At 60.4% G+C, this 21,303-nt stretch carries 18 protein-coding genes; 13 read left to right on the forward strand and 5 right to left on the reverse strand.

All coding sequences use genetic code 11. The annotated features are described in order from the left end of the window. Positions 1–136 precede the first annotated feature (136 nt). Positions 137–739 carry a glutathione S-transferase family protein gene (locus SC318_RS18160; RefSeq protein ID WP_320427918.1) on the reverse strand — a complete coding sequence of 201 codons (603 nt, stop codon included), beginning with the start codon at positions 737–739 and terminating at the stop codon, positions 137–139. A 303-nt stretch (positions 740–1,042) separates the two neighbouring features. Here SC318_RS18160 and SC318_RS18165 point away from each other — a divergent pair, with 303 nt between their 5' ends. Beyond that, on the forward strand, positions 1,043–2,389 hold the full coding sequence (locus SC318_RS18165) for an NCS2 family permease (protein ID WP_320427919.1): 1,347 nt from the start codon (positions 1,043–1,045) through the stop codon (positions 2,387–2,389). Positions 2,390–2,469: 80 nt separating this feature from the next. Further along, entirely contained in the window at positions 2,470–3,108 is a 639-nt protein-coding gene (locus SC318_RS18170; RefSeq protein ID WP_320427920.1) for a LysE family translocator, read from the forward strand. On the opposite strand, the gene SC318_RS18175 is transcribed toward SC318_RS18170, so the two are convergent. Together SC318_RS18175 and uraH are read right to left on the reverse strand one after the other, a co-directional pair. Further along, positions 3,086–8,344 (reverse strand): dermonecrotic toxin domain-containing protein, encoded by a 5,259-nt coding sequence (locus SC318_RS18175; protein WP_320427921.1) that lies wholly within the window; start codon positions 8,342–8,344, stop codon positions 3,086–3,088. The two genes, SC318_RS18170 and SC318_RS18175, sit on opposite strands and share 23 nt — an antisense overlap. Positions 8,345–8,495: 151 nt before the next feature. After that, positions 8,496–8,849, reverse strand: coding sequence for a hydroxyisourate hydrolase (gene uraH, locus SC318_RS18180; RefSeq protein WP_320427922.1), 354 nt, complete (start codon positions 8,847–8,849; stop codon positions 8,496–8,498). A gap of 389 nt (positions 8,850–9,238) precedes the next feature. Between uraH and puuE the strand changes: the two genes are divergently transcribed. The 7 genes from puuE to SC318_RS18215 all read left to right on the forward strand — a co-directional run bounded on the left by puuE (position 9,239) and on the right by SC318_RS18215 (position 16,252). Continuing rightward, on the forward strand, positions 9,239–10,165 hold the full coding sequence (gene puuE / locus SC318_RS18185) for an allantoinase PuuE (RefSeq protein ID WP_320427923.1): 927 nt from the start codon (positions 9,239–9,241) through the stop codon (positions 10,163–10,165). After that, positions 10,162–10,677 carry a 2-oxo-4-hydroxy-4-carboxy-5-ureidoimidazoline decarboxylase gene (uraD, locus tag SC318_RS18190; RefSeq protein ID WP_320427924.1) on the forward strand — a complete coding sequence of 172 codons (516 nt, stop codon included), beginning with the start codon at positions 10,162–10,164 and terminating at the stop codon, positions 10,675–10,677. Before puuE ends, uraD begins: the two co-directional genes overlap by 4 nt. 41 nt (positions 10,678–10,718) lie before the next feature. Continuing rightward, on the forward strand, positions 10,719–11,714 hold the full coding sequence (alc, locus tag SC318_RS18195; RefSeq protein WP_320427925.1) for an allantoicase: 996 nt from the start codon (positions 10,719–10,721) through the stop codon (positions 11,712–11,714). A 144-nt stretch (positions 11,715–11,858) separates the two neighbouring features. Further along, positions 11,859–12,362 carry an ureidoglycolate lyase gene (locus SC318_RS18200; protein ID WP_124387530.1) on the forward strand — a complete coding sequence of 168 codons (504 nt, stop codon included), beginning with the start codon at positions 11,859–11,861 and terminating at the stop codon, positions 12,360–12,362. A gap of 51 nt (positions 12,363–12,413) precedes the next feature. Further along, positions 12,414–13,700: a urate hydroxylase PuuD gene (locus tag SC318_RS18205; protein ID WP_320427926.1), complete on the forward strand. Its 1,287-nt coding sequence runs from the start codon at positions 12,414–12,416 to the stop codon at positions 13,698–13,700. 194 nt (positions 13,701–13,894) lie between these two features. After that, a complete protein-coding gene (locus SC318_RS18210) occupies positions 13,895–15,241 on the forward strand; it encodes a nucleobase:cation symporter-2 family protein (protein ID WP_320427927.1) in 1,347 nt (448 codons plus the stop codon). 225 nt (positions 15,242–15,466) lie between these two features. Next, the gene (locus SC318_RS18215; protein ID WP_003192827.1) at positions 15,467–16,252 is read left to right on the forward strand and encodes an outer membrane protein OmpK; all 786 of its coding nucleotides are present in this window, start codon (positions 15,467–15,469) and stop codon (positions 16,250–16,252) included. 49 nt (positions 16,253–16,301) lie between these two features. Here SC318_RS18215 and SC318_RS18220 read toward each other — a convergent pair whose 3' ends face one another. Both SC318_RS18220 and SC318_RS18225 read right to left on the reverse strand, forming a co-directional pair. Next, positions 16,302–17,432 (reverse strand): patatin-like phospholipase family protein, encoded by a 1,131-nt coding sequence (locus SC318_RS18220; RefSeq protein ID WP_320427928.1) that lies wholly within the window; start codon positions 17,430–17,432, stop codon positions 16,302–16,304. A 29-nt stretch (positions 17,433–17,461) separates the two neighbouring features. Next, positions 17,462–18,397: a lipid A biosynthesis lauroyl acyltransferase gene (locus tag SC318_RS18225; RefSeq protein ID WP_320427929.1), complete on the reverse strand. Its 936-nt coding sequence runs from the start codon at positions 18,395–18,397 to the stop codon at positions 17,462–17,464. A 118-nt stretch (positions 18,398–18,515) separates the two neighbouring features. On the opposite strand from SC318_RS18225, the gene minC reads away from it, so the two are divergent. The 4 genes from minC (at position 18,516) to SC318_RS18245 (ending at position 21,256) form a co-directional block, all read left to right on the forward strand. Further along, positions 18,516–19,253 carry a septum site-determining protein MinC gene (gene minC / locus SC318_RS18230; RefSeq protein ID WP_306493951.1) on the forward strand — a complete coding sequence of 246 codons (738 nt, stop codon included), beginning with the start codon at positions 18,516–18,518 and terminating at the stop codon, positions 19,251–19,253. 201 nt (positions 19,254–19,454) lie between these two features. Further along, a complete protein-coding gene (gene minD, locus SC318_RS18235; protein WP_003192835.1) occupies positions 19,455–20,267 on the forward strand; it encodes a septum site-determining protein MinD in 813 nt (270 codons plus the stop codon). Between the two features lie 3 nt (positions 20,268–20,270). Continuing rightward, positions 20,271–20,525: a cell division topological specificity factor MinE gene (gene minE, locus SC318_RS18240; protein ID WP_003175252.1), complete on the forward strand. Its 255-nt coding sequence runs from the start codon at positions 20,271–20,273 to the stop codon at positions 20,523–20,525. A gap of 95 nt (positions 20,526–20,620) precedes the next feature. After that, positions 20,621–21,256: an RluA family pseudouridine synthase gene (locus tag SC318_RS18245; RefSeq protein WP_027603908.1), complete on the forward strand. Its 636-nt coding sequence runs from the start codon at positions 20,621–20,623 to the stop codon at positions 21,254–21,256. The last annotated feature ends 47 nt before the right edge of the window (positions 21,257–21,303 follow it).

A 21,303-nucleotide genomic window follows, 5' to 3' on the forward strand; every position in this document is an offset into this window, starting at 1 on the left:
GCCTCAAATTGCTTAAAACCAAGAATTTCCCATTTGCAGGTCCCACAAACGGAATTTTCCAACCACTTCATCGACTCGTCGTCTGCCGACGCGGGCATTTGAGCAACGCCAACGCCAGCAGAGAGGCTGCTTGTTGTCAGTCCATCATCGGGACATGTCCTGGATGGCCGGCCACCCGAGCCAGCCATGCCTGTACACCCGGATAGGCCGCCAGATCAAACCCACCTTCATGGGCCACATGGGTGTAGGCATACAACGCGATGTCGGCAATCGAATACTGCTCGCCCACCAGATACGGCGTGGCTTGCAGCTGACGCTCCATGACCTTGAGCGCCTTGTAACCGCCCTTGTGGGTGGTTTTGTATTCCTCCAGACGATCTTGCGGCATGTTCAGGTAAAACTGAATGAACCGCGCCACTGCGATATACGGCTCGTGGCTGTATTGCTCGAAGAACTGCCACTGCAACACCTGGGTGCGCAAGCGCGGCTCGCTCGGCAGAAACTCGCTGCCGTCGGCGAGGAAGTTAAGGATCGCGTTGGACTCCCAGAGGCAGGTCCCGTCTTCCAGTTCCAGTACCGGGATCTTGCCGTTGGGGTTCTTGGCGAGGAATTCTGCGGTTTGGGTGTCACCCTTGAGGATATCGACATCAATCCATTGATACGCAATGCCCAGCAGGTTGAGCATCAATTTGACCTTGTAGCAGTTGCCCGACCTGTAATCGCCATAAACCTTGTACATGGGCTCCCCTTTATGCCGCTGTGCGCGCTCTGAGCGAGCGCTTGCGCCAACAAAATGAGGGTAGCGAAGCATTGTTTCAAGGCGTATTGCGCAATTAAACCTGCTGAGCCGCTGTGGAAGCTGCCTTTCATCCCCTTGCGCCAAGATAATCGAAAACATTATTTGCTTTATTTGTATACAAAAGCATAATTCGCTTCGTGCGAGTTCCTGACCCATTGGTCAACAAAACCCGCCAGTACCTCAAAGCGCTGTTGCCCACTGATGTGACCGGCGCTGGAAATAACAATAAGAGGAGTACTCGCTGTGGATAGCCGCAAAACCGAAGCCCCAACCCTGGACCTCAGCCCGCCGCAGCACGGCTGGCTGGAACGCCTGTTCAAACTGCGCTTGCATGGCACCACAGTGAAGACCGAGCTGATTGCCGGCCTCACCACCTTCATCACCATGGCCTACATCATTTTCGTCAACCCCAACATCATGGCCGACGCCGGTATCGACCATGGCGCAGCCTTCGTCGCCACCTGCATCGCCGCCGCCCTGGGCTGCCTGTTGATGGGCCTGTACGCCAACTGGCCGGTGGGCCTGGCGCCGGGCATGGGCTTGAACGCGTTTTTCACCTACACCGTGGTCGGCACCATGGGTTACCACTGGGAAACCGCGCTGGGTGCGGTGTTTGTCTCGGGCGTGCTGTTCATGGGCCTGACCTTGTCCCGCGTGCGCGAATGGCTGCTCAACAGTATTCCGGTGAGCCTGCGCCACGCCATGGGCGCGGGTGTCGGGTTGTTTCTGGGGGTAATTGGCCTGAAAACCGCCGGCATCATCGTCGACAGCCCCGCCACGCTGATCAAGCTCGGTTCGCTGCACGAACCCGCACCGCTGCTGGCGGCGGTGTGCTTTTTGCTGATCGCGATCCTCAGCTACCACCGGGTATTCGGCGCGATCCTGATCAGCATCATCGCCGTGACCCTGGCAGGCTGGGGCCTGGGCCTGGTGCACTACAACGGCATTCTCTCCACCCCGCCGAGCCTGGCGCCGACCTGGATGGCCATGGACATTAAGGGTGTATTCAATATCAGCATGATCAGCGTGGTATTTGCCTTTCTTTTTGTACACATGTTCGACACAGCCGGTACACTGATGGGCGTTGCGCAGCGCGCCGGGCTGGTCAAGGCCGATGGCAAGATCGATAACCTGTCCCGCGCATTGAAAGCCGACAGCGCGTCCAGCGTGTTCGGGGCCATGGTTGGCGTGCCACCCGTGACCAGCTACGTGGAAAGCGCCGCCGGGGTTGCCGCTGGCGGGCGCACAGGGCTGACGGCCGTGACGGTGGGCATTCTGTTTGTGGCGGCGATGTTTTTTGCGCCATTGGCCGGCATGATTCCGGCCTATGCCACAGCGGGCGCGCTGATTTACGTGGCGATGCTGATGATGGCGAGCATGGCGCATATCAACTGGGACGAGGCCACCGACAGCATTCCGGCCATCGTCACAGCGATCATGATGCCGCTGACGTTCTCGGTGGCCGACGGCATCGCGCTGGGCTTTATCACCTATGTCGCGCTGAAGGCCGGCACCGGCAAGCACAAGGAAATTTCCGCCAGCCTGTGGGTGCTTTGTGTGATCTTTATCGCCAAGTTTGTATTTCTATGACATAGCAGCACGTTTTCAGCGGCAAGCGACAGGCTTTAACTTGCGGCTTGAAGCTTGCCGCTGACTACTGGAGCAATGAAATGACGATTGAAACCTGGCTGCTGTTCAGCGGCGCGGCGCTGGTGGTGATCCTGATCCCCGGCCCTCTTTCCCTGCTGATGATCAGCAACAGCTTGAATTACGGTCTGCGCCGTTCCTACCCGGCGTTCCTGGGCGGGGTGTTTGCCTCGATCTGCCTGCTGAGCGCCTCGGCCCTGGGCCTGGGCGCGCTGTTGCTGGCCTCCGAACAGGTATTCAGCGCGCTGAAAATCGTCGGCGCGCTGTACCTGTTCTACCTGGCCTGGCAGAGCTGGCAGCAATCACGCCAGCCGGCCGAGGCTGCCAATGTGCCGCAGGTGGCCTGCACCCCGCGTTTTCGCGTGCTGTTCGGCCGCGCCTTTGTACTGGGCGCCAGCAACCCCAAGGACATCCTGTTCTTTGCCGCCTTCCTGCCGCAATTTCTCAGCCCCGAGCACGCATTCCTGCCGCAACTGCTGACCATGATCGCCACCTGGACCGCACTCGACCTGCTCTGCAAGCTGGGTTACGGCCTGGGCGCCCAGGGCGCCGCGCGGTATTTGCGCAGCGGCTCGGGCCAGAGCTGGTTCAACCGCATCAGTGCCGCCTTGTTCGGCTGTGCCGGCGTGGCGTCGCTGATCAAGGTTCGAGCGACAATTTGATGAAGTAAACGGAGGGCGGGACTCGTCCCGCAGTCGGCCATTGGATACCTGCAATAATCCGAACCAGGCGATTACTCCTCAGTGCACGGTTGATATCGTCTGTCAGCTCCGAGTCTATGGGAGCCCGGAACGCACGTATCCAGCTTTGCCTGGCCTTTGCCCCTTTTCTGAAGGACGCCCTTGAAACCCATTCACAGGTCACATAGTAGAGTTGGCCAGGAGAGTTGGGATGCGTGGCGATCAATTCATGGGCAGGTCTGAAGTAGCGTGTCCCGCTGCGCTCCACGACAGTGAAACCCTGCCGCTCAAGCACCGTCCTGACGGCCGCACGCTGCGCGCCCTCTCTCTGCGCCATCACCGCTTTGCCGCCGTGCTGGAGCTGCACCTCCAAAGTGGCCGGCACGTAGTCAACACGCGTGAAACCAGGCGCCTTGCCGTCATAGCCGATGAACACCGAGTTGCCGGGGCTTTCAGTGGGGCGCAACATTTTCAACAGATCATCCGTCTGCCCAGGCCTGGCGGGTAGCGCTGGTAACCACTCATCCAGCGTCGCACGGATATTGAGCAGATGAGTGGCCGTTGCCGGACGATCCGGACCGCTCAACTCGACCACCCTTGCCACGACAAATTCGCGGCTATGGCTTGTCAGGTTGGGGAAGGCCGTCGTCGTATAGTCCACCAAAGGCCTGTCAAACAAGCGGGCATGGAGCGTCCATCCGCCTGCCGAATTGTAAGAGACCGGGAAAGGTTGTTCGTGCATCGCCGTGCTGGTCCAACGCCTGATGTCGACCCAGGCTGCTGATCCGGATACTTTGTCCGGCTGGATAAAAACGATCCCGGTCAAAGGCGCCTGGTCCCCCGCGGGAAGCAATCTGTAATACGCGGGCGTGTCCGTTGTGGGTATCATCAGGGCGTTATGGGGCACCCCCCCGGCATCCGCCGGAACGTAAAAAATGTCGGGCGCCACCGAACTCATACCTGGGTCCATCTGACGTTGAATAGGCCACTCCAGCCATTGGGTAGACGTTGAGAATGTCTGGGTGATTCTGTTCTCCGTCGCGGTCCGTACAGCGGGTGGTTGCCAGCCCGGCGGCTCTGGCGTGGGCGCACGCCACGGACGCAGTGTCCCCGAACTCGTTCCCGCGACCGGCTGCGGCGCGTCCGCACCGAGCAACCACTCCCTGGGCTGGTGAATGTTCAAAATCAACTCATCCTGCCCCGGCGTCTGCGAGTTTTTCACGCGATACGTGGTTTCACCGGCGCGCTTGTAAAGTGGGTAATGGCCTGCGTCATCGGTCACAAACGCCTCGCCATTCTTGACATAGACGCCCTTCTCGCTCGGCGCTCTCAGTTCAACCGCCCCTTGAGGCACACCGTCGACTTTGAAACGCGTCAAGACGTCCAGTTGAGTACCCGCTGACGACGCCGAGCGCGAAGCGCCTCGCGTCGTCATGCGCAAACGGTGCAAGCCTTTCAAGGCAAGCTTATGGACGGCGCGCCCAGTACCCACAACAGCCCTGCCCACCTTCTTGGGGCCGGGTAAAAAGCTCAGCAACAGATCAATCGCCATGTAGGCGCTCATAAAGCCCACATCGACCGCATCGTGGGGATCGCCAAAACGGTGATAACGCCGCGCAGCCACCAGCAATTCATAGAAGTCATTGAGCATCCCGAATAGCGGGAAAATAAACCCCACCAACCGCCTTGGAGTGCCCTCGTGTCGCTCAGCAAGGCGGCGGGTTCGATAGGCTTTCAGCGCCTTGCCGGACTGACTGGCGGCCTGGGTCTGGCGTTGCAACTCAAAGACATTGGCGTGGTATAACAAGGCCTGGGCGTCACTGTGTGATGTGGGCACCAGCACCAGCCAGCGCCCCTTATCACTGGCAATCTGCTCATGAATTATTTTTTCAATCTCATCAAGTATCACGGTCGGCTCTAGATGCGTGATGTTGAATGAGCGAATGAACTCACGTACCTGCCATATCCCACGCACCAGCATAAATGCAGGCGTCATCTCATAAAACCTGAGCGTCTCGTCGAGCTTGTCCGGATGGTGGTTGATGGCCTCGAACGCCCAGCCCGGGGCGACTTGCCGTGCGAGTATCCTGATGTTTTCAGGCAATGCGCCAATGCGATTAAGGGCGTCCTGGGCCTGTTGCAAACTGCTGTACTCGGTCAGGACCAAGGCGGGCGCAGCCTGCGGCCAATAAACCACGCAAAGACCAGTGCGTTTGTCCTGCACCACCACTAGCCCGGCGATATAGCGATCATGCTGCATGGTGTGGCCCACCAGATGCACCGCGTGCACTTGCAACTCGTGCTGGTTTTTCATCAGGTCTTGCGGGATGCGGGCCGCCATCGCCGTGCTGAACAGACTTTGCGCATCTGCCGTCAGGCCGCACTGTATCGCTGAAAACAGATGATGCTGAACACCTGCGCGTAAAGCGCGCTTGAGTAACTCGGGAATCCGTCCTTTGCTGAGCGACTGGTCATGCGCCACTGGCGGATAAAATTCCTTGCGGATCAAAGCGTCGTGCTGGCCACCTATATCCAGCGACGAGACTATACGGATCAGAAATTCGGCGCTGAGCCGTTGTTTCCAGGCAGGTTGCAAAAACGAGGCGTATTCAAATCGCCACTTTGTCCACGTCGCCAGAGGGTCCAGGTTATGCAGCGCCAGTTGCAGCAGGCTGAAGGTCATCCGCGTTTCGCTCGGGGTTAATATGATTTTGCGATCACCCACCACACAGCGGCTATCAAATCGGTCGCAAAAGCTGGCGTACACATTATCGGGCATATCCACCAGGGGCTGGTCGATATCCAGCTCCTCGGAGATACCCTCCTGGCGCAACCGCGCAGTCAAGGCGGCGCGAGCGAAGGTGTACAGGTTGGGCAAGCGCTCCTCAAGCCGGGTCCTGTAAGCAAACAAGCCACTCAGATAAACACGCTGAGAGCGCTTGAAGTGTTTACGCCGGGCACGTGTGGCGGACGCCAGCCATACCGGCATTTTTTTCGCTTCTGACATGACCTTGCGCACCAGCTCAATGTTGGCCTGAGCCTGATTCAGGGCGCTATTGGGCGGGACGTTAAGATGCCGCTCCAGCTCATACGCCAGCAGCGTGCGGCTCAACTCGGCGCTCGTCACCTCGCTGAAAATCCGGGTGATGTCCTCGGTGCTTTTATTCAGGCGATCATGGCAACCCAGAAGTTTCTTGAGTGCGACCAGTGCAGGCTTGCCATCGATGGGCAAGTAGCGCACGGCCAATGTTTTACGCACAGCATGGGCGCGCAGGTCGTTGCGTTTATCGCGTTCGACACAGCCCCACAGCACAGAGTCATCCAGACTGCCCAAGCTCGCCTTGACGCCCAGGGTCAAGGCGTCCAAACCGGCAAAGGCCTGGAGACCGCCATCCTCGCCGAACATGTACAGCACCACCGGAAGCTGGCGGACCGGAACCCGCACCGCCGCAGCCGTCGTGACCACCCACGCGTTATGGAGTGGGTAGAAGGCATCCGGCTCGTTGCCCACGGCGATCGACAGCACCTGGGTTTGACTGTCTGCACGTTGGCGGGGCAGCGGATGGTCCAGCACCTCGATGACCAAGTCGCGATGGGCCGTGCTCAGTAGCTTGAGCCGGTGTTGCAACTCAACTTCGCAGCGCAGCACCTCGGCTTGGGCGCTCAAAAACGCGGTAGCACGCCTGGGCGTTCCGGTGCCGTCGGGGCGTTCGCTCCAAAAGCCCAGGGTAAGCAATCGCGGCCGCGCGTCCCGAACCAACGCACTCAACGTCTGCGTATGCTCCTTAAGGCGGTTGGTCAGCGACACGAACTCTTTATACGCTGGCGTCTCTACGCTGAGATCCTGCGGATCCAGCAGCGCAAGCAGCCCTGTTTCGTAACGTTGGATCTGCTGCTTCGCGGTGCGTAGGGCCAAGCCGAGGCCGGTGCTGGCGAAGATGATTTCCGTGCGTCGTCGTTGCTCGTCCCATTTGAGCAACGGCTCACGAAGCTCGCCAAGCCGAGCGCTGCCGATCAGTTGCTTTCTGGTCCCTTCCACATACCTGAGAAAGCGTGCGGCATTGCGTGGCGGGGCGCGCGGTCGCTCATCAGAAAACACATGGGCGGAATTGACCATCACCGCGCAGGCCAATTCGTTTCCCCATTGCTCACTCAGTAGCGCCTGCGCGCCAAGTGCCAGTGCATCGCCCATCACTTCCAGGCCTCGAACAACACTGGACGCCGGGGACAAGTCCTCGGGCCGACATAGCTTGTTGCGACGGTTCAACGGCAAACAGTGCCAGAGGTTGTGAAACAGGGAACGGTTTAACTCCAGCAGGCCGCATTGCGCGACGGCAAAGGAGGGATACTCGTAAAAATTGCGCGTCACGCCCGGCAGGTAAACAATATGAGGAACATCGGCGGGATCATTCTCGCGGTAAATATGCACTGCGCCGGGGATCGCTATTGACGGCGTACCGGGCCACATCAACGCGGCCACCCGCACGCTGGCCCGCTCCCCACCTGCACGCTGGCGTGCCTCTGAGGTTGGAGCATCAATCACGGCCTGGACCATGGCCATCCCCGCGCTCGAGAGTTCTTCCAGTTGCCGCGCTATAAACGCCCGCTCCGCAAACAGATGCTTGTGTAACTCCACCCAGCGCTCCCGACGCGAGAGCCATGATCCTTGCGCCAGGGAGTCCCAGTATTGGCTTGCCGCCTGGGCCAGCCGCTCAAATAGCCTCAACGCGATTACGCGCTCCAGGGCCACCAACGGTGTGAAGGGCAAGCGTCGCCCCGGATCGCCTTTGATACTCAAGGCCGTGAATTGATTGACGTTGATCGACACGTGCGGCTGCACCAGCAATGCCAGCGCTCGATCGGTCAGGGTATTGACCTTCTCGGGCTGGAGGGGCGGCTTGGGCTCGGTGAAAAGCAAGCTGTCCGGGTCGATGTCGAACGCATTGCGCAGCTCGGCGCGGACCACCTGGAGGATTTTTGGCGAGCGGCCTGTCAGGCGTAACAGTGCGTTTACCGACTCGCTGCACCGCATGTCGGCCAGGCAGATCTGGTTGACCAGGCGGCTGGGATGGGTGGCGCTGTTGACCCGCGCTTCCAACTGCTCGCGAATGTTCCGAGACTGCTCTTCGATAACGACATCCGGCGCCTCGGTATCGGTGGGCTCGGCGGAGCGACTGGCGGGGGGAGCGGCACCCGGCGGATTGGGCAAGGACGTCATAGGCTTCTTCTCTGTGAGGAAAAGACCCAGCCTAGGCACCGGCGCCGTTCAAAAGGTGCTAGATAAGTGAACGCGCAGCCGAAAAAAAGCCCGCAGTGTGGGCGGGCGAAAAACCAACGAAGAGCTTTGGGGGTATGAAGCGAGGTGACGCTCAGCTACCGCGATAGGTGGAGTAGCTGTAAGGCGAAATCAGTAGCGGGACGTGGTAATGATCCTGCTCGGCGCTGATGCCGAAGCGCAGCACGACGACGTCGAGAAACGCAGGTTCCGGCAATTGCACGCCACGGGCGCGGTAATAGTCGCCGGCGCTGAACTGCAATTGGTAGACACCGCTGCGGTAGTCGTCGCCCTGCAGCAATGGCGCATCGCAGCGGCCATCGTCGTTGGTCACGGCCGTGGCGACCAGGGCCAGCTGCGCGCCTTCGACGCGGTACAGTTCAACCTTGATGGCGCTGCCGGGGCAGCCGTGTGCAGCGTCCAATACATGTGTAGTCAAGCGTCCCATGGCGTTGTCGCGCCTCCCGCAGTCAGTCGTAGAGAGCCCGCACTCTTTCAGGGCATCGAAAAAGCCGGCGATGGCTGATTAAGACATTTTCTAAAAAAATTGTACACAATAAAAATCACAAAACTTCGGATTCGCCCGTGCTTGTTGCTTGAGCGGCCAGTTCCCGAGTAATCCTTGCTTTTAAACGACCTTTTGTCCATTAGCTGACCAGTCAGGCAAGTTTCTTGCTACACCCCTTATGGCGAGCCCCAGCGAAAAAATGCAGAAATGCGGGCTTACAAAGTTCGCGATAAGTTGTATACAATCACTCATCGCTGTGACGCCACCCAGTCTGTCCACTGCCCGGCCGCCACACACACTTGCTACCACGAACAAGAAGGAAGACTGCAGTGAGCGCTGACTACCCACGCGACCTGATCGGTTACGGCAGTAACCCTCCTCACCCCCATTGGCCGGGCAAGGCACGCATTGCGCTGTCGTTCGTACTCAACTACGAAGAAGGCGGCGAGCGCAATATCCTGCACGGCGACAAAGAGTCCGAAGCCTTCCTTTCGGAAATGGTCTCGGCGCAACCGCTGCAGGGCGCGCGCAACATGAGCATGGAGTCGCTGTATGAATACGGCAGCCGTGCCGGGGTGTGGCGCATCCTCAAGCTGTTCAAGGAATTCGACATCCCGCTGACGATCTTCGCCGTGGCCATGGCCGCCCAGCGCCATCCGGACGTGATCCGCGCGATGGTTGCCGCCGGCCACGAGATCTGCAGCCACGGCTACCGCTGGATCGACTACCAGTACATGGACGAGGCCCAGGAACGCGAGCACATGCTCGAAGCGATCCGCATCCTCACCGAGCTGACCGGTGAACGCCCGCTGGGCTGGTACACCGGCCGCACCGGGCCGAACACGCGGCGCCTGGTGATGGAGGAAGGCGGCTTTCTGTATGACTGCGACACCTACGACGACGACCTGCCCTACTGGGAACCGAACACGCCCACCGGCAAGCCGCACCTGGTCATCCCTTACACTCTGGACACCAACGACATGCGCTTCACCCAGGTGCAGGGTTTCAACAAGGGCGATGACTTTTTCGAGTACCTCAAGGACGCCTTCGACGTGCTGTATGCCGAAGGGGCCGAGGCGCCGAAGATGCTTTCCATCGGCCTGCACTGCCGCCTGATCGGCCGCCCGGCGCGCCTGGCCTCGTTGAAGCGCTTTATCGAATACGCCAAGAGCCACGAACAGGTGTGGTTCACCCGCCGCGTCGACATCGCCCGGCACTGGCAGCAAACCCACCCCTATACGGGAGCGGCGAAATGACTGCGTTCCAAACCCTGACACCGTCGAGCTTGAGCCGCGATGAGTTCGTCGCCGCCTTCGCCGATATCTACGAACACTCGCCATGGGTGGCCGAAAAGGCCTTCGACCTGGGCCAGGACGCATCGATCGACCAGATCGAAACCCTGCACCAGCGCATGAGCGATATCCTGTTGAGCGCCGATCACGCCAGTCAACTGGCACTGATCAATGCTCACCCGGACCTGGCCGGCAAAGCCGCCGTCCAGGGCCAACTGACCCAAGCCAGCACCGATGAACAAGCGGGCGCGGGTATCCACCAATGCACGGCCGAAGAGTTTTCGCGCTTCACCGAGCTGAACGAGGCCTATAAAGCCAAGTTCAAGTTTCCCTTCATCATGGCGGTAAAAGGCAGCAACCGGCACCAGATCCTCGCCGCGTTCGAAACGCGCATCCACAACAACACAGACGTCGAGTTCAAGTGCGCGCTGGACGAGATCAACAAGATCGCGTTGTTCCGATTACTGACCCTCTAAACGACCATTCCCAGCCACTCTATCCAAGGCAGACAAGAAGAATGAAAGCTTACGCCGTACCTTTCGAAAAGTTCGTCAACCTGGCCGACGCCCGCCTGGGCACCAAGATCATTTCCGTTACCGATGACTGGTTTGCCGACGCCAACCGCCTGTTCCAGCCGACCCCGGCCGTGTGGAAGGAGGGCGTTTTCGATGACAACGGCAAGTGGATGGACGGCTGGGAGTCACGCCGCAAGCGCTTCGAAGGCTACGACAGCGCGGTGATCCGCCTGGGTGTACCGGGTTCGATCAAAGGCGTGGACATCGACACTTCATTCTTCACCGGCAACTTCCCGCCATCGGCCTCCCTGGAGGCCTGTTTCCTCGCCTCGGGCGAGCCGGATGCCAACACCCAGTGGGTGGAAGTGCTGTCGGCCGTGGAGCTGCAAGGCAACAGCCACCATTACCACGAGATCAACAACGCGCAGGCGTTCAGCCACCTGCGGTTCAACATCTACCCGGATGGCGGCGTGGCCCGTTTGCGTGTGTACGGCGTGCCGTTCCGCGACTGGTCCGCCGTGGGCGACAACGAACAGGTCGACCTGGCAGCAGCCTTGAACGGCGGGCGTGCCCTGGCCTGTTCCGATGAACACTTCGGGCGCATGAGCAACATCCTCAACCCGGGCCGTGGCATCAACATGGGCGATGGCTGGGAAACCGCGCGTCGCCGTACGCCGGGCAATGACTGGGTAATCGTCGCGCTGGGCCACCCTGGCGAGATCGAGAAAATCATCGTCGACACCCTGCACTTCAAGGGCAACTACCCGGACACTTGCTCGATCCAGGGCGCCTTCGTCAAGGGCGGTACCGACAGCCAGATCGAGACCCAATCGCTGTTCTGGCGTGAACTGCTGCCGGCACAGAAGCTGGAAATGCACGCCGAACACACCTTCGCTGAGCAGATCAAGGCGCTGGGGCCGATTACCCACATCCGTCTGAATGTGTTCCCGGATGGCGGTGTGAGTCGCCTGCGGGTACTGGGCAAGGTAGCCAAATAAGCGGTGAACCCTGTGGCGAGGGAGCTTGCTCCCGCTGGAGTGCGAAGCGCTCCCAAGATTTCAGGGCCGCTACGCAGCCCAGCGGGAGCAAGCTCCCTCGCCACAACAACAGATCCAACACAGAATTCGGATAAGAAGACAGCCATGCGCACCCTGATGATCGAACCCCTGACCAAAGAAGCCTTCGCCCCTTTCGGAGACGTTATCGAAACCGATGGCAGCGATCACTTCATGATCAACAATGGGTCGACCATGCGCTTTCACAAACTGGCGACGGTCGAAACAGCACAGCCTGAAGACCACGCCATCATCAGCATCTTCCGCGCCGACGCGCAGGACATGCCGCTGACCGTGTGCATGCTGGAGCGACACCCGCTGGGCAGCCAGGCCTTCATTCCGCTGCTCGGCAACCCCTTTCTGATCGTGGTCGCGCCACTTGGCGATGTACCTGTATCAGGCTTGGTCCGCGCCTTCGTCACCAACGGCAGGCAGGGCATCAATTACCATCGCGGCGTCTGGCACCACCCGGTGCTGACGATCGAAAAGCGGGATGACTTCCTGGTGGTTGATCGCAGTGGCACAGGCAATAACTGCGATGAGCATTTTTTCAAAGAGGATGAGCGGTTGATCCTCGCCCCCCACCAATAAGAGAAGGTCTGATCACCCGACAACAAGGGTGACAGGCGAGAGGTAAAGACTGTGGAAGCACATTTGATGGAATGGCTGAACCTGAGCGTGCGCTGGGTTCACATGATCACCGGCGTCGCCTGGATCGGCGCTTCTTTCTACTTCGTCTGGCTGGAAAACAACCTCAATCGCGTCAACCCCAAGAGCGGCCTGGCCGGTGACTTGTGGGCGATTCACGGTGGCGGCATCTACCACCTGGAAAAATACAAACTGGCCCCGCCGACCATGCCGGACAACCTGCACTGGTTCAAATGGGAAGCCTATTTCACCTGGATGTCGGGCATTGCGCTGCTGTGCGTGGTGTTCTACTGGAATCCGACCCTGTACCTGCTCGCCCCCGGCAGCAGCCTGAGCGGCACCGAAGGCGTATTGCTGGGCATCGGCTCACTGTTTGCCGGCTGGTTCATCTACTCCTTTCTCTGCGACTCGGCCCTGGGCAAGCGCCCTGCCCTGCTCGGTTTGATCCTGTTCGTGCTGTTGATTGCAGCGGCCTACGGCTTCAGCAAGGTGTTCAGCGGCCGTGGCGCTTACCTGCATGTGGGTGCGGTGATCGGTACGATCATGGTCGGCAACGTGTTCCGCATCATCATGCCTGCCCAGCGCGCACTGGTGGCGGCCATCGCCGAAAACCGCACACCCGACCCGGCGCTGCCGGCCAAGGGTTTGCTGCGCTCGCGGCACAACAACTACTTCACCCTGCCGGTGCTGTTCATCATGATCAGCAACCACTTCCCGAGCACCTATGGCAGCCACTACAACTGGCTGATCCTGGCCGGGATCGCCGTGGCGGCGGTGTTGGTGCGGCACTACTTCAACACTCGGCATAACAGCCAGAAGTATGCGTGGACCTTGCCGGTGGGCGCGCTGGCAATGATCAGCCTGGCGTACGTGACCGGGCCAAAACCCGCCGAGCCGATCGCCAAGGCACCAGCGGCCATCGAGTACCAGCCATTGCCGGAAACCGCCCTGGGTGGGGGTTTGAAAAAACCGGCCGAGCCTGCCGCTCCTGCGGCCGAACCGGCACCGACCCAGGCCAGCACCGATTTTGGCCAGGTGCACAACGTGATCGAACAGCGCTGTACCGTCTGCCATTCGGCCAAGCCCACCAGCCCGTTGTTCAGCACCGCACCGGCTGGGGTGATGTTCGACACGCCTGAGCAGATCCAGCAACAGGCCGCGCGCATTCAGGCGCAAGCCGTGGCGAGCCAGATCATGCCGCTGGGCAACATTACCCAGATGACTCAGCAGGAGCGGGATTTGATTGGCACCTGGATCAACCAGGGGGCCCGCACCAACTAGTTGATTCACACAGATCCAATGTGGGAGGGGGCTTGCCCCCGATGAGGGTGTGTCAGTGCATGCATCTGTAAATGACCCACTGCTATCGGGGGCAAGCCCCCTCCCACATTTGGGCCTGCATCGTTTGAAGATTGAGTTACACCCGGCAATTGAATGCCACACAACACAACAATAAAAAAGATTCGAGGTGTTGCATGTCCCAGTTAGAAACGCAGCACCCTGCCGCGCCCGCCATGGTGCGGCTGCCCCTCTTGCAACTGATTCTGGTAGGCCTGCAACACGTCTTGCTGATGTACGGCGGTGCCGTCGCCGTGCCCCTGATCATTGGCCAGGCCGCCGGGCTGAGCCGTGAAGAAATCGCCTTTCTGATCAACGCCGACCTATTGGTCGCCGGCATCGCCACCATGGTGCAGTCGTTCGGCATCGGCCCGGTGGGTATTCGCATGCCGGTGATGATGGGCGCCAGTTTCGCCGCCGTCGGCAGCATGGTCGCCATGGCCGGCATGCCCGGTATCGGCTTGCAGGGGATCTTCGGCGCAACCATCGCCGCCGGGTTCTTCGGCATGCTCATCGCGCCGTTCATGTCCAGGATCGTGCGTTTTTTCCCGCCGCTGGTGACCGGGACCGTGATTACCGCCATCGGCCTTTCGCTGTTTCCGGTGGCCGTGAACTGGGCCGGTGGCGGCAGCGCCGCCGCTACGTTCGGCTCGCCGGTGTACCTGGCGATTGCTGCGCTGGTGCTGGGCACCATCTTGCTGATCAACCGCTTCATGCGCGGCTTCTGGGTGAATATCTCGGTGCTGATCGGCATGGGCCTGGGCTACGCATTGTGTGGCACCCTCGGCATGGTCGACCTCAGCGGCCTGGCCCAGGCGCCGTGGGTGCAGGTGGTGACGCCGCTGCACTTCGGCATGCCCACGTTCGAGTTGGCGCCGATCCTGTCGATGTGCCTGGTGGTGGTGATCATTTTTGTCGAGTCCACCGGGATGTTCCTCGCCCTGGGGAAGATCACCGGCCAGGACGTCACGCCGAAAATGCTGCGCCGCGGTTTGCTGTGTGATGCCGGCGCGTCGTTCTTTGCCGGCTTCTTCAATACCTTTACCCACTCCTCGTTCGCGCAGAACATCGGCCTGGTGCAGATGACCGGCGTGCGCTGCCGCTCGGTCACGATCATGGCCGGGGCATTCCTGATTGTGCTGAGCCTGTTGCCCAAGGCCGCCTACCTGGTGGCGTCGATTCCTCCGGCGGTACTGGGCGGCGCGGCGATTGCGATGTTCGGAATGGTCGCGGCGACCGGCATCAAGATCCTGCAGGAAGCCGACATCGCCGACCGGCGCAACCAGTTGCTGGTGGCGGTGAGCATCGGCATGGGCCTGATCCCGGTGGTGCGTCCGGAGTTCTTCGCACAATTGCCGTTATGGATGAGCCCGATCACCCACAGCGGCATCGCCATGGCCACCCTCAGCGCCTTGTCGCTGAACATCCTGTTCAACATTCTCGGCGGCGCTGAACGCCCTGCCGTTGAGCACGCCCACAGCTGAAGCGTGCCCCATCGTCGCCTGGTGCGCGCTGTAAAGGCGCACTTGAGCCCAGACGTGGGAGCCAGTATTCTCCGCGCCCGCTTGAATCGACGGTTTTTTATCGCCTTGGCGCGGCTTTTGCTACAGCCATAAAGTTGACCAGTCAGACGAGTTCTTCAGCAAATCCAAAGGCGCCACACCAGAGCGCCAGATAAAAAACATAAAACTTTAACTCGGGAGCACCGAATGAAACCTATGTTCAAAGGCCTGATGCTGGCGGGATCCCTGCTGGCCGGTGGCCAAGCCGTGGCCGGCGATTTGTTGCAGTGGCAGAACAACAGCCTGACGTATCTGTGGGGCAAGAGCTTTACCGTCAACCCGCAGATCCAGCAGACCGTCACGTTCGAACATGCCGACGCGTGGAAATACGGCGACAACTTCTTCTTCCTCGACCGCATCTTTTACAACGGCAAGGAAGACGGCAACGTCGGTCCGAATACCTACTACGGCGAGTTCAGCCCACGGTTGTCGTTCGGCAAGATTCTCGACAAGGATTTGTCATTCGGTCCGATCAAGGATGTATTGCTGGCCTTCACTTACGAGTTCGGCGAAGGCGACAACGAGTCGTACCTGCTGGGCCCGGCGTTTGATTTGAATATTCCGGGCTTCGACTACTTCCAGTTGAACTTCTACCAGCGCCAGACCGAGGGCAACCGCCCGGGTGACGGCGTGTGGCAGATCACGCCGGTGTGGTCGTACACAATTCCCGTGGGCAACTCCGATGTGCTGATCGACGGCTTCATGGACTGGGTGGTGGACAACGACAAGAACGCCCGCGGCACTTACCACGCCAACCTGCACTTCAACCCCCAGGTTAAATACGACCTGGGCAAGGCGCTGCATTGGGGCGACAAACAGTTGTATGTGGGCTTTGAATACGACTACTGGAAGAACAAGTACGGGATCGAGGATTCGGGGGCGTTCAAGACGACTCAGGATACGGCGAGCTTCCTGGTCAAGTATCACTTCTGATTGAACACCGCAGGTCAAAATGTGGGAGGGGGCTTGCCCCCTCCCACATTCAGTTCAGCGTCAGGCCGAGGAATCGCGACAGTTCCTCGCGCTTGGCCAACGCATCTTTGCGCCCCAACTCGATCAACTCGCTGCAATACCCCGCCTCGAACAACAAGTAACTCAACACCCCTGCACCACTGGTCTTGGTCGCCCCAGGCCCGCGCAAGAACATGCGCAACGCTGCTGGCAGTTCCTGGCGATGGCGCGCCGCGATTTCGTCGATCGGCTGGCTGGGTGCAATCACCAACACGTCAACTGCCGCCACGCCGGGCGAGGCATGGCTGAATTGATTCAAGCGTTCCAGCAATTCGATATCGCTTTCCAGGCTGTCGATGAATGTGCTGTTGAGCATGTGCCCGCCGATTTGCGCGAGTGTCGGCTCCTGGCCGGTGTAGGTGCGCGGTGCCGACGGTTCATTGCCGCGCGGGTTACCGCTGACGCCCACCACCAGCACACGACTCGCGCCCAGGTGCAAGGCCGGGCTGATGGGGGCCGACTGGCGAACGGCGCCGTCACCGAAAAATTCCTGGTCGAGTTTCACCGGGGCAAACAGCAAGGGAATCGCCGAACTGGCCAGCAAGTGTTCCACCGTGAGTTGGGTCGGCACGCCGATCCGCCGATGGCGCAGCCAGGGGTCGATGGTTCCGCCGCCTTGGTAGAAGGTCACCGCCTGACCGGATTCATAGCCGAACGCGGTGACCGCCACGGCCTGCAGATGCTTGAGCCGGATGGCTTCGTCGATGCCCGCCAGGTGCAGTTTGTCCTGCAGCAGCTCGCGCAGCGGTGAACTGTCGAGCAAGGCCACCGGCAACTGCCGGCCCAGGCCCAACAGGCTATGAATGAAGAACCGGCTCGCCTGGCGGATCACGCCCGGCCAGTCGCTGCGCAACACCAGATGGCTGCGAAAGCCTTGCCAGAATGCCGTAAGGCGTTCGACAGCGGCGGTGAAATCAGTTGCGCCACTGGCCAGGCTGACCGCATTGATCGCCCCGGCCGAGGTGCCGACAATCACCGCAAATGGATTCGGTGCCCCTGGCGGCAGCAACTCGGCAATCGCCGCCAACACCCCCACCTGATACGCCGCTCGCGCCCCGCCGCCGGAAAGAATCAAGCCTGTGACCGGTTCAGCTGGACGCATTGCATTACTCCATGTGGAAAAAGGAAGGCTTACCGACGGCGTTTTTCGTACAGCTTGGGTTCACCCGATGGCCGGCTCTTGAAGCGGCGGTGGGTCCACAGGTATTGCTCGGGGCACTCGCGAACCGAGGCTTCGACCCACTGGTTGATGCGCAGGCAGTCGATCTCGTCCGTCTCGCCCGGGAAATCGGTGAGCGGCGCATGGATCACCAGACGGTAGCCACTGCCATCGGCCAGGCGCTCCTGGGTGAACGGCACCACCAGCGCCTTGCCCAGGCGTGCAAATTTGCTGGTGGCCGTGACCGTGGCGGCCTGGATACCGAACAGCGGCACGAAGATACTTTGCTTGGCGCCGTAGTCCTGGTCCGGCGCGTACCAGATCGCACGGCCAGCGCGCAGCAGCTTGAGCATGCCGCGCACGTCATCGCGTTCGACAGCCAGGGAATCGAGGTTGTGGCGCTCGCGGCCACGGCGCTGGATGAAGTCGAACAGCGGGTTGCCGTGCTCGCGGTACATGCCGTCGATGGTGTGTTTCTGCCCGAGCAGAGCGGCGCCGATTTCCAGGGTGGTGAAGTGCAGGGCCATCAGGATCACGCCCTTGCCTTCCAATTGCGCCTGGGTGAGATGCTCCAACCCCTGCACATGGGCCAGTCGCGCCAGGCGCGGCTTGGGCCACCACCAGCTCATGGCCATCTCGAAGAAGGCGATACCGGTGGAGGCAAAGTTTTCCTTGAGCAGGCGTTTGCGCTCCTTGGCGGACTTCTCCGGGAAGCACAACTCCAGGTTGCGCGCGGCGATGCGGCGACGTTCGCCGGCCACGCGGTACATGCCCGCGCCCAGCAGGCGACCAATGGTCAACAGCACGCGGTACGGCAGTTGGGTGACCAGCCACAGCAGGCCCAGCCCCAGCCATAACGGCCAAAAACGCGGGTGCAGAAATACAGCTCGAAAACGCGGGCGATCCATTACAGATTCCGGTAAAGACAAGGGCCGCGCATTCTACAACGGTTCGACTCGGCTTGCGGCGGGTGAGTGTTCTCGTTATAAGTCTCGACACTTTTCGTGACAAGCCGCTTTGCCGACCATGAGCCAAACCGAACCGCTAGACCAAGATCCCGTGTTCCAGCTGAAGGGCAGCATGCTCGCCATTACTGTGCTGGAACTGGCGCGCAATGACCTCGACGCCCTCGACCGCCAACTGGCCGCCAAGGTCGCCCTGGCGCCGAACTTTTTCAATAATGCCCCGCTGGTGCTGGCCCTGGACAAACTCCCGGCCGGCCAGGGCGTCATCGACCTGCCCGGACTGATGCGCGTGTGCCGTTCACACGGCCTGCGCACCCTGGCGATTCGCGCCAGCCGGATCGAAGACATCGCCGCCGCCATCGCCATTGAACTGCCAGTACTGCCGCCGTCCGGTGCGCGCGAGCGTCCACTCGAACCGCCGGTCGGTGAAGAGAAGAAAAAACCGGAAAAACCCCCTGAGCCGACGATCAGGCCGACCCGGATCATCACCTCGCCCGTGCGCGGCGGGCAGCAGATTTACGCCCAGGGCGGCGACCTTGTGGTGGTTTCCTCGGTCAGCCCGGGCGCGGAACTTCTCGCCGACGGTAATATCCATGTATACGGCCCGATGCGCGGCCGTGCACTGGCCGGCATCAAGGGCGATACCAAGGCGCGTATTTTCTGCCAGCAGTTGACCGCTGAGCTGGTTTCCATCGCGGGTCAGTACAAGGTTTCCGAAGATTTGCGCCGTGATCCGCTGTGGGGGGCTTCGGTACAGGTCAACCTGTCGGGCGATGTGTTGAACATCATCCGCCTTTAACGGATACTGCCGCATTTTCCAAGCATCTCTAGACTCTGATAGCAAAGCGAAACCGGCAATACTTGCGTAGGACTATTTGAAAGTAAGGTGTTTCCCCTGGGGAAAACCTGGCTTTCCCCTACACAGGCTGTCCGCCTGCAGCGAGTTTCAAGAGATGTTTTTCAGGGACCGAAAGTCCTTTTTCCTTAGGGGTGAAACACCTTGGCCAAGATTCTCGTGGTTACATCCGGCAAGGGTGGTGTGGGTAAGACCACCACCAGCGCCGCTATCGGTACCGGCCTCGCTCTGCGCGGCCACAAGACAGTCATCGTCGACTTCGACGTGGGTTTGCGTAACCTCGACCTGATCATGGGCTGCGAACGCCGCGTGGTGTACGACTTCGTCAACGTGGTGAACGGCGAAGCCAACCTGCAACAGGCCCTGATCAAGGACAAGCGCCTTGAGAACCTGTACGTGCTGGCCGCCAGCCAGACCCGTGACAAAGACGCACTGACCAAGGAAGGCGTAGGCAAAGTCCTCGCCGAGCTCAAAGAAACCTTCGAATACGTGGTGTGCGACTCCCCGGCCGGTATCGAAACCGGTGCTCACCTGGCGATGTACTTCGCCGATGAAGCTATCGTCGTGACCAACCCGGAAGTGTCCTCGGTACGTGACTCCGACCGTATGCTCGGCCTGCTGGCCAGCAAGTCCAAGCGCGCCGAAGAAGGCCAGGACCCGATCAAGGAACACCTGCTGCTGACCCGCTACAACCCTGAGCGTGTCAACAACGGCGAAATGCTCGGCGTTGAAGACGTCAAGGAAATCCTCGCAGTGACCCTGCTGGGTGTGATCCCCGAGTCCCAGGCCGTCCTGAAAGCTTCCAACCAGGGCGTGCCGGTTATTCTCGATGACCAGAGCGACGCCGGCCAGGCGTACAGCGATGCCGTTGATCGCCTGCTGGGCAAGACCGTGGAACACCGCTTCCTCGATGTGAAGAAGAAGGGATTCTTCGAGCGTATCTTTGGAGGCAACTAAACAATGAAATTTCTCGACTTCTTTCGTGCCAACAAAAAGCCAAGCACCGCGTCGGTCGCGAAAGAGCGTCTACAGATCATCGTGGCGCACGAACGCGGCCAACGCAGTACCCCGGACTACCTGCCAGCCTTGCAGAAGGAACTGGTCGAGGTGATCCGCAAGTACGTCAATATCGGCAACGATGACGTGCATGTCGCCCTGGAAAATGACGGCAGTTGCTCGATTCTGGAACTCAATATCACCCTGCCTGATCGTTAATCGAACAGGCGGCCGCCACGGCGGCTCGCTCACCTGATCCCGTTAGGGGAACCGGGTGGGCGAGCCGCCGTTGGCGTTTGTTACGAGGCTGTTTAATGCCGCTGTCCACTATCCACATCCTGCATCAGGACGACGCTGTCCTGGTGGTGAACAAGCCGACCCTGCTGCTCTCGGTGCCCGGCCGGGCCGACGACAACAAGGACTGCCTGATTACCCGCCTGCAGGAAAACGGCTACCCCGAAGCCCGCATCGTTCATCGCCTGGACTGGGAAACCTCGGGCATCATCCTGTTGGCGCGTGACGCGGACACCCACCGCGAACTGTCCCGCCAGTTTCATGACCGTGAAACGGAAAAGGCCTACACGGCATTGGCCTGGGGCCAGCCGGAACTGGACAGCGGCAGCATCGACCTGCCCTTGCGCTATGACCCGCCGACCAAGCCACGTCATGTGGTGGACCACGAATTCGGCAAGCACGCGCTGACCTTCTGGAAGGTGCTGGAACGTTGCGGCGACTGGTGCCGCGTCGAACTGACGCCGATCACTGGGCGCTCGCACCAGCTGCGCGTACACATGCTGTCCATCGGCCATCCGCTGCTCGGTGATGGCCTATATGCCCACGAACAAGCCCTCGCGGCCTGGCCGCGCCTGTGCCTGCACGCGAGCATGTTGAGTTTTACTCATCCGCAAAGCGGCGAGCGCTTGCGTTTCGAGTGCCCCGCGCCCTTCTAAAGCTCTAAACACAGTACCTGTGGGAGGGGGCTTGCCCCCGATAGCAG

This window comes from Pseudomonas sp. MUP55 (assembly GCF_034043515.1).
Lineage (GTDB): Bacteria > Pseudomonadota > Gammaproteobacteria > Pseudomonadales > Pseudomonadaceae > Aquipseudomonas.

Bases quoted from the DNA above. Each gene is read 5' to 3' on its own strand.
- SC318_RS18160 (WP_320427918.1), bottom strand. From the start codon at position 739: ATGTACAAGGTTTATGGCGATTACAGGTCGGGCAACTGCTACAAGGTC.
- SC318_RS18170 (WP_320427920.1), top strand. From the start codon at position 2,470: ATGACGATTGAAACCTGGCTGCTGTTCAGCGGCGCGGCGCTGGTGGTG.
- SC318_RS18175 (WP_320427921.1), bottom strand. From the start codon at position 8,344: ATGACGTCCTTGCCCAATCCGCCGGGTGCCGCTCCCCCCGCCAGTCGC.
- uraH (WP_320427922.1), bottom strand. From the start codon at position 8,849: ATGGGACGCTTGACTACACATGTATTGGACGCTGCACACGGCTGCCCC.
- uraD (WP_320427924.1), top strand. From the start codon at position 10,162: ATGACTGCGTTCCAAACCCTGACACCGTCGAGCTTGAGCCGCGATGAG.
- alc (WP_320427925.1), top strand. From the start codon at position 10,719: ATGAAAGCTTACGCCGTACCTTTCGAAAAGTTCGTCAACCTGGCCGAC.
- SC318_RS18200 (WP_124387530.1), top strand. From the start codon at position 11,859: ATGCGCACCCTGATGATCGAACCCCTGACCAAAGAAGCCTTCGCCCCT.
- SC318_RS18210 (WP_320427927.1), top strand. From the start codon at position 13,895: ATGTCCCAGTTAGAAACGCAGCACCCTGCCGCGCCCGCCATGGTGCGG.
- SC318_RS18215 (WP_003192827.1), top strand. From the start codon at position 15,467: ATGAAACCTATGTTCAAAGGCCTGATGCTGGCGGGATCCCTGCTGGCC.
- SC318_RS18220 (WP_320427928.1), bottom strand. From the start codon at position 17,432: ATGCGTCCAGCTGAACCGGTCACAGGCTTGATTCTTTCCGGCGGCGGG.
- SC318_RS18225 (WP_320427929.1), bottom strand. From the start codon at position 18,397: ATGGATCGCCCGCGTTTTCGAGCTGTATTTCTGCACCCGCGTTTTTGG.
- minC (WP_306493951.1), top strand. From the start codon at position 18,516: ATGAGCCAAACCGAACCGCTAGACCAAGATCCCGTGTTCCAGCTGAAG.
- minE (WP_003175252.1), top strand. From the start codon at position 20,271: ATGAAATTTCTCGACTTCTTTCGTGCCAACAAAAAGCCAAGCACCGCG.
- SC318_RS18245 (WP_027603908.1), top strand. From the start codon at position 20,621: ATGCCGCTGTCCACTATCCACATCCTGCATCAGGACGACGCTGTCCTG.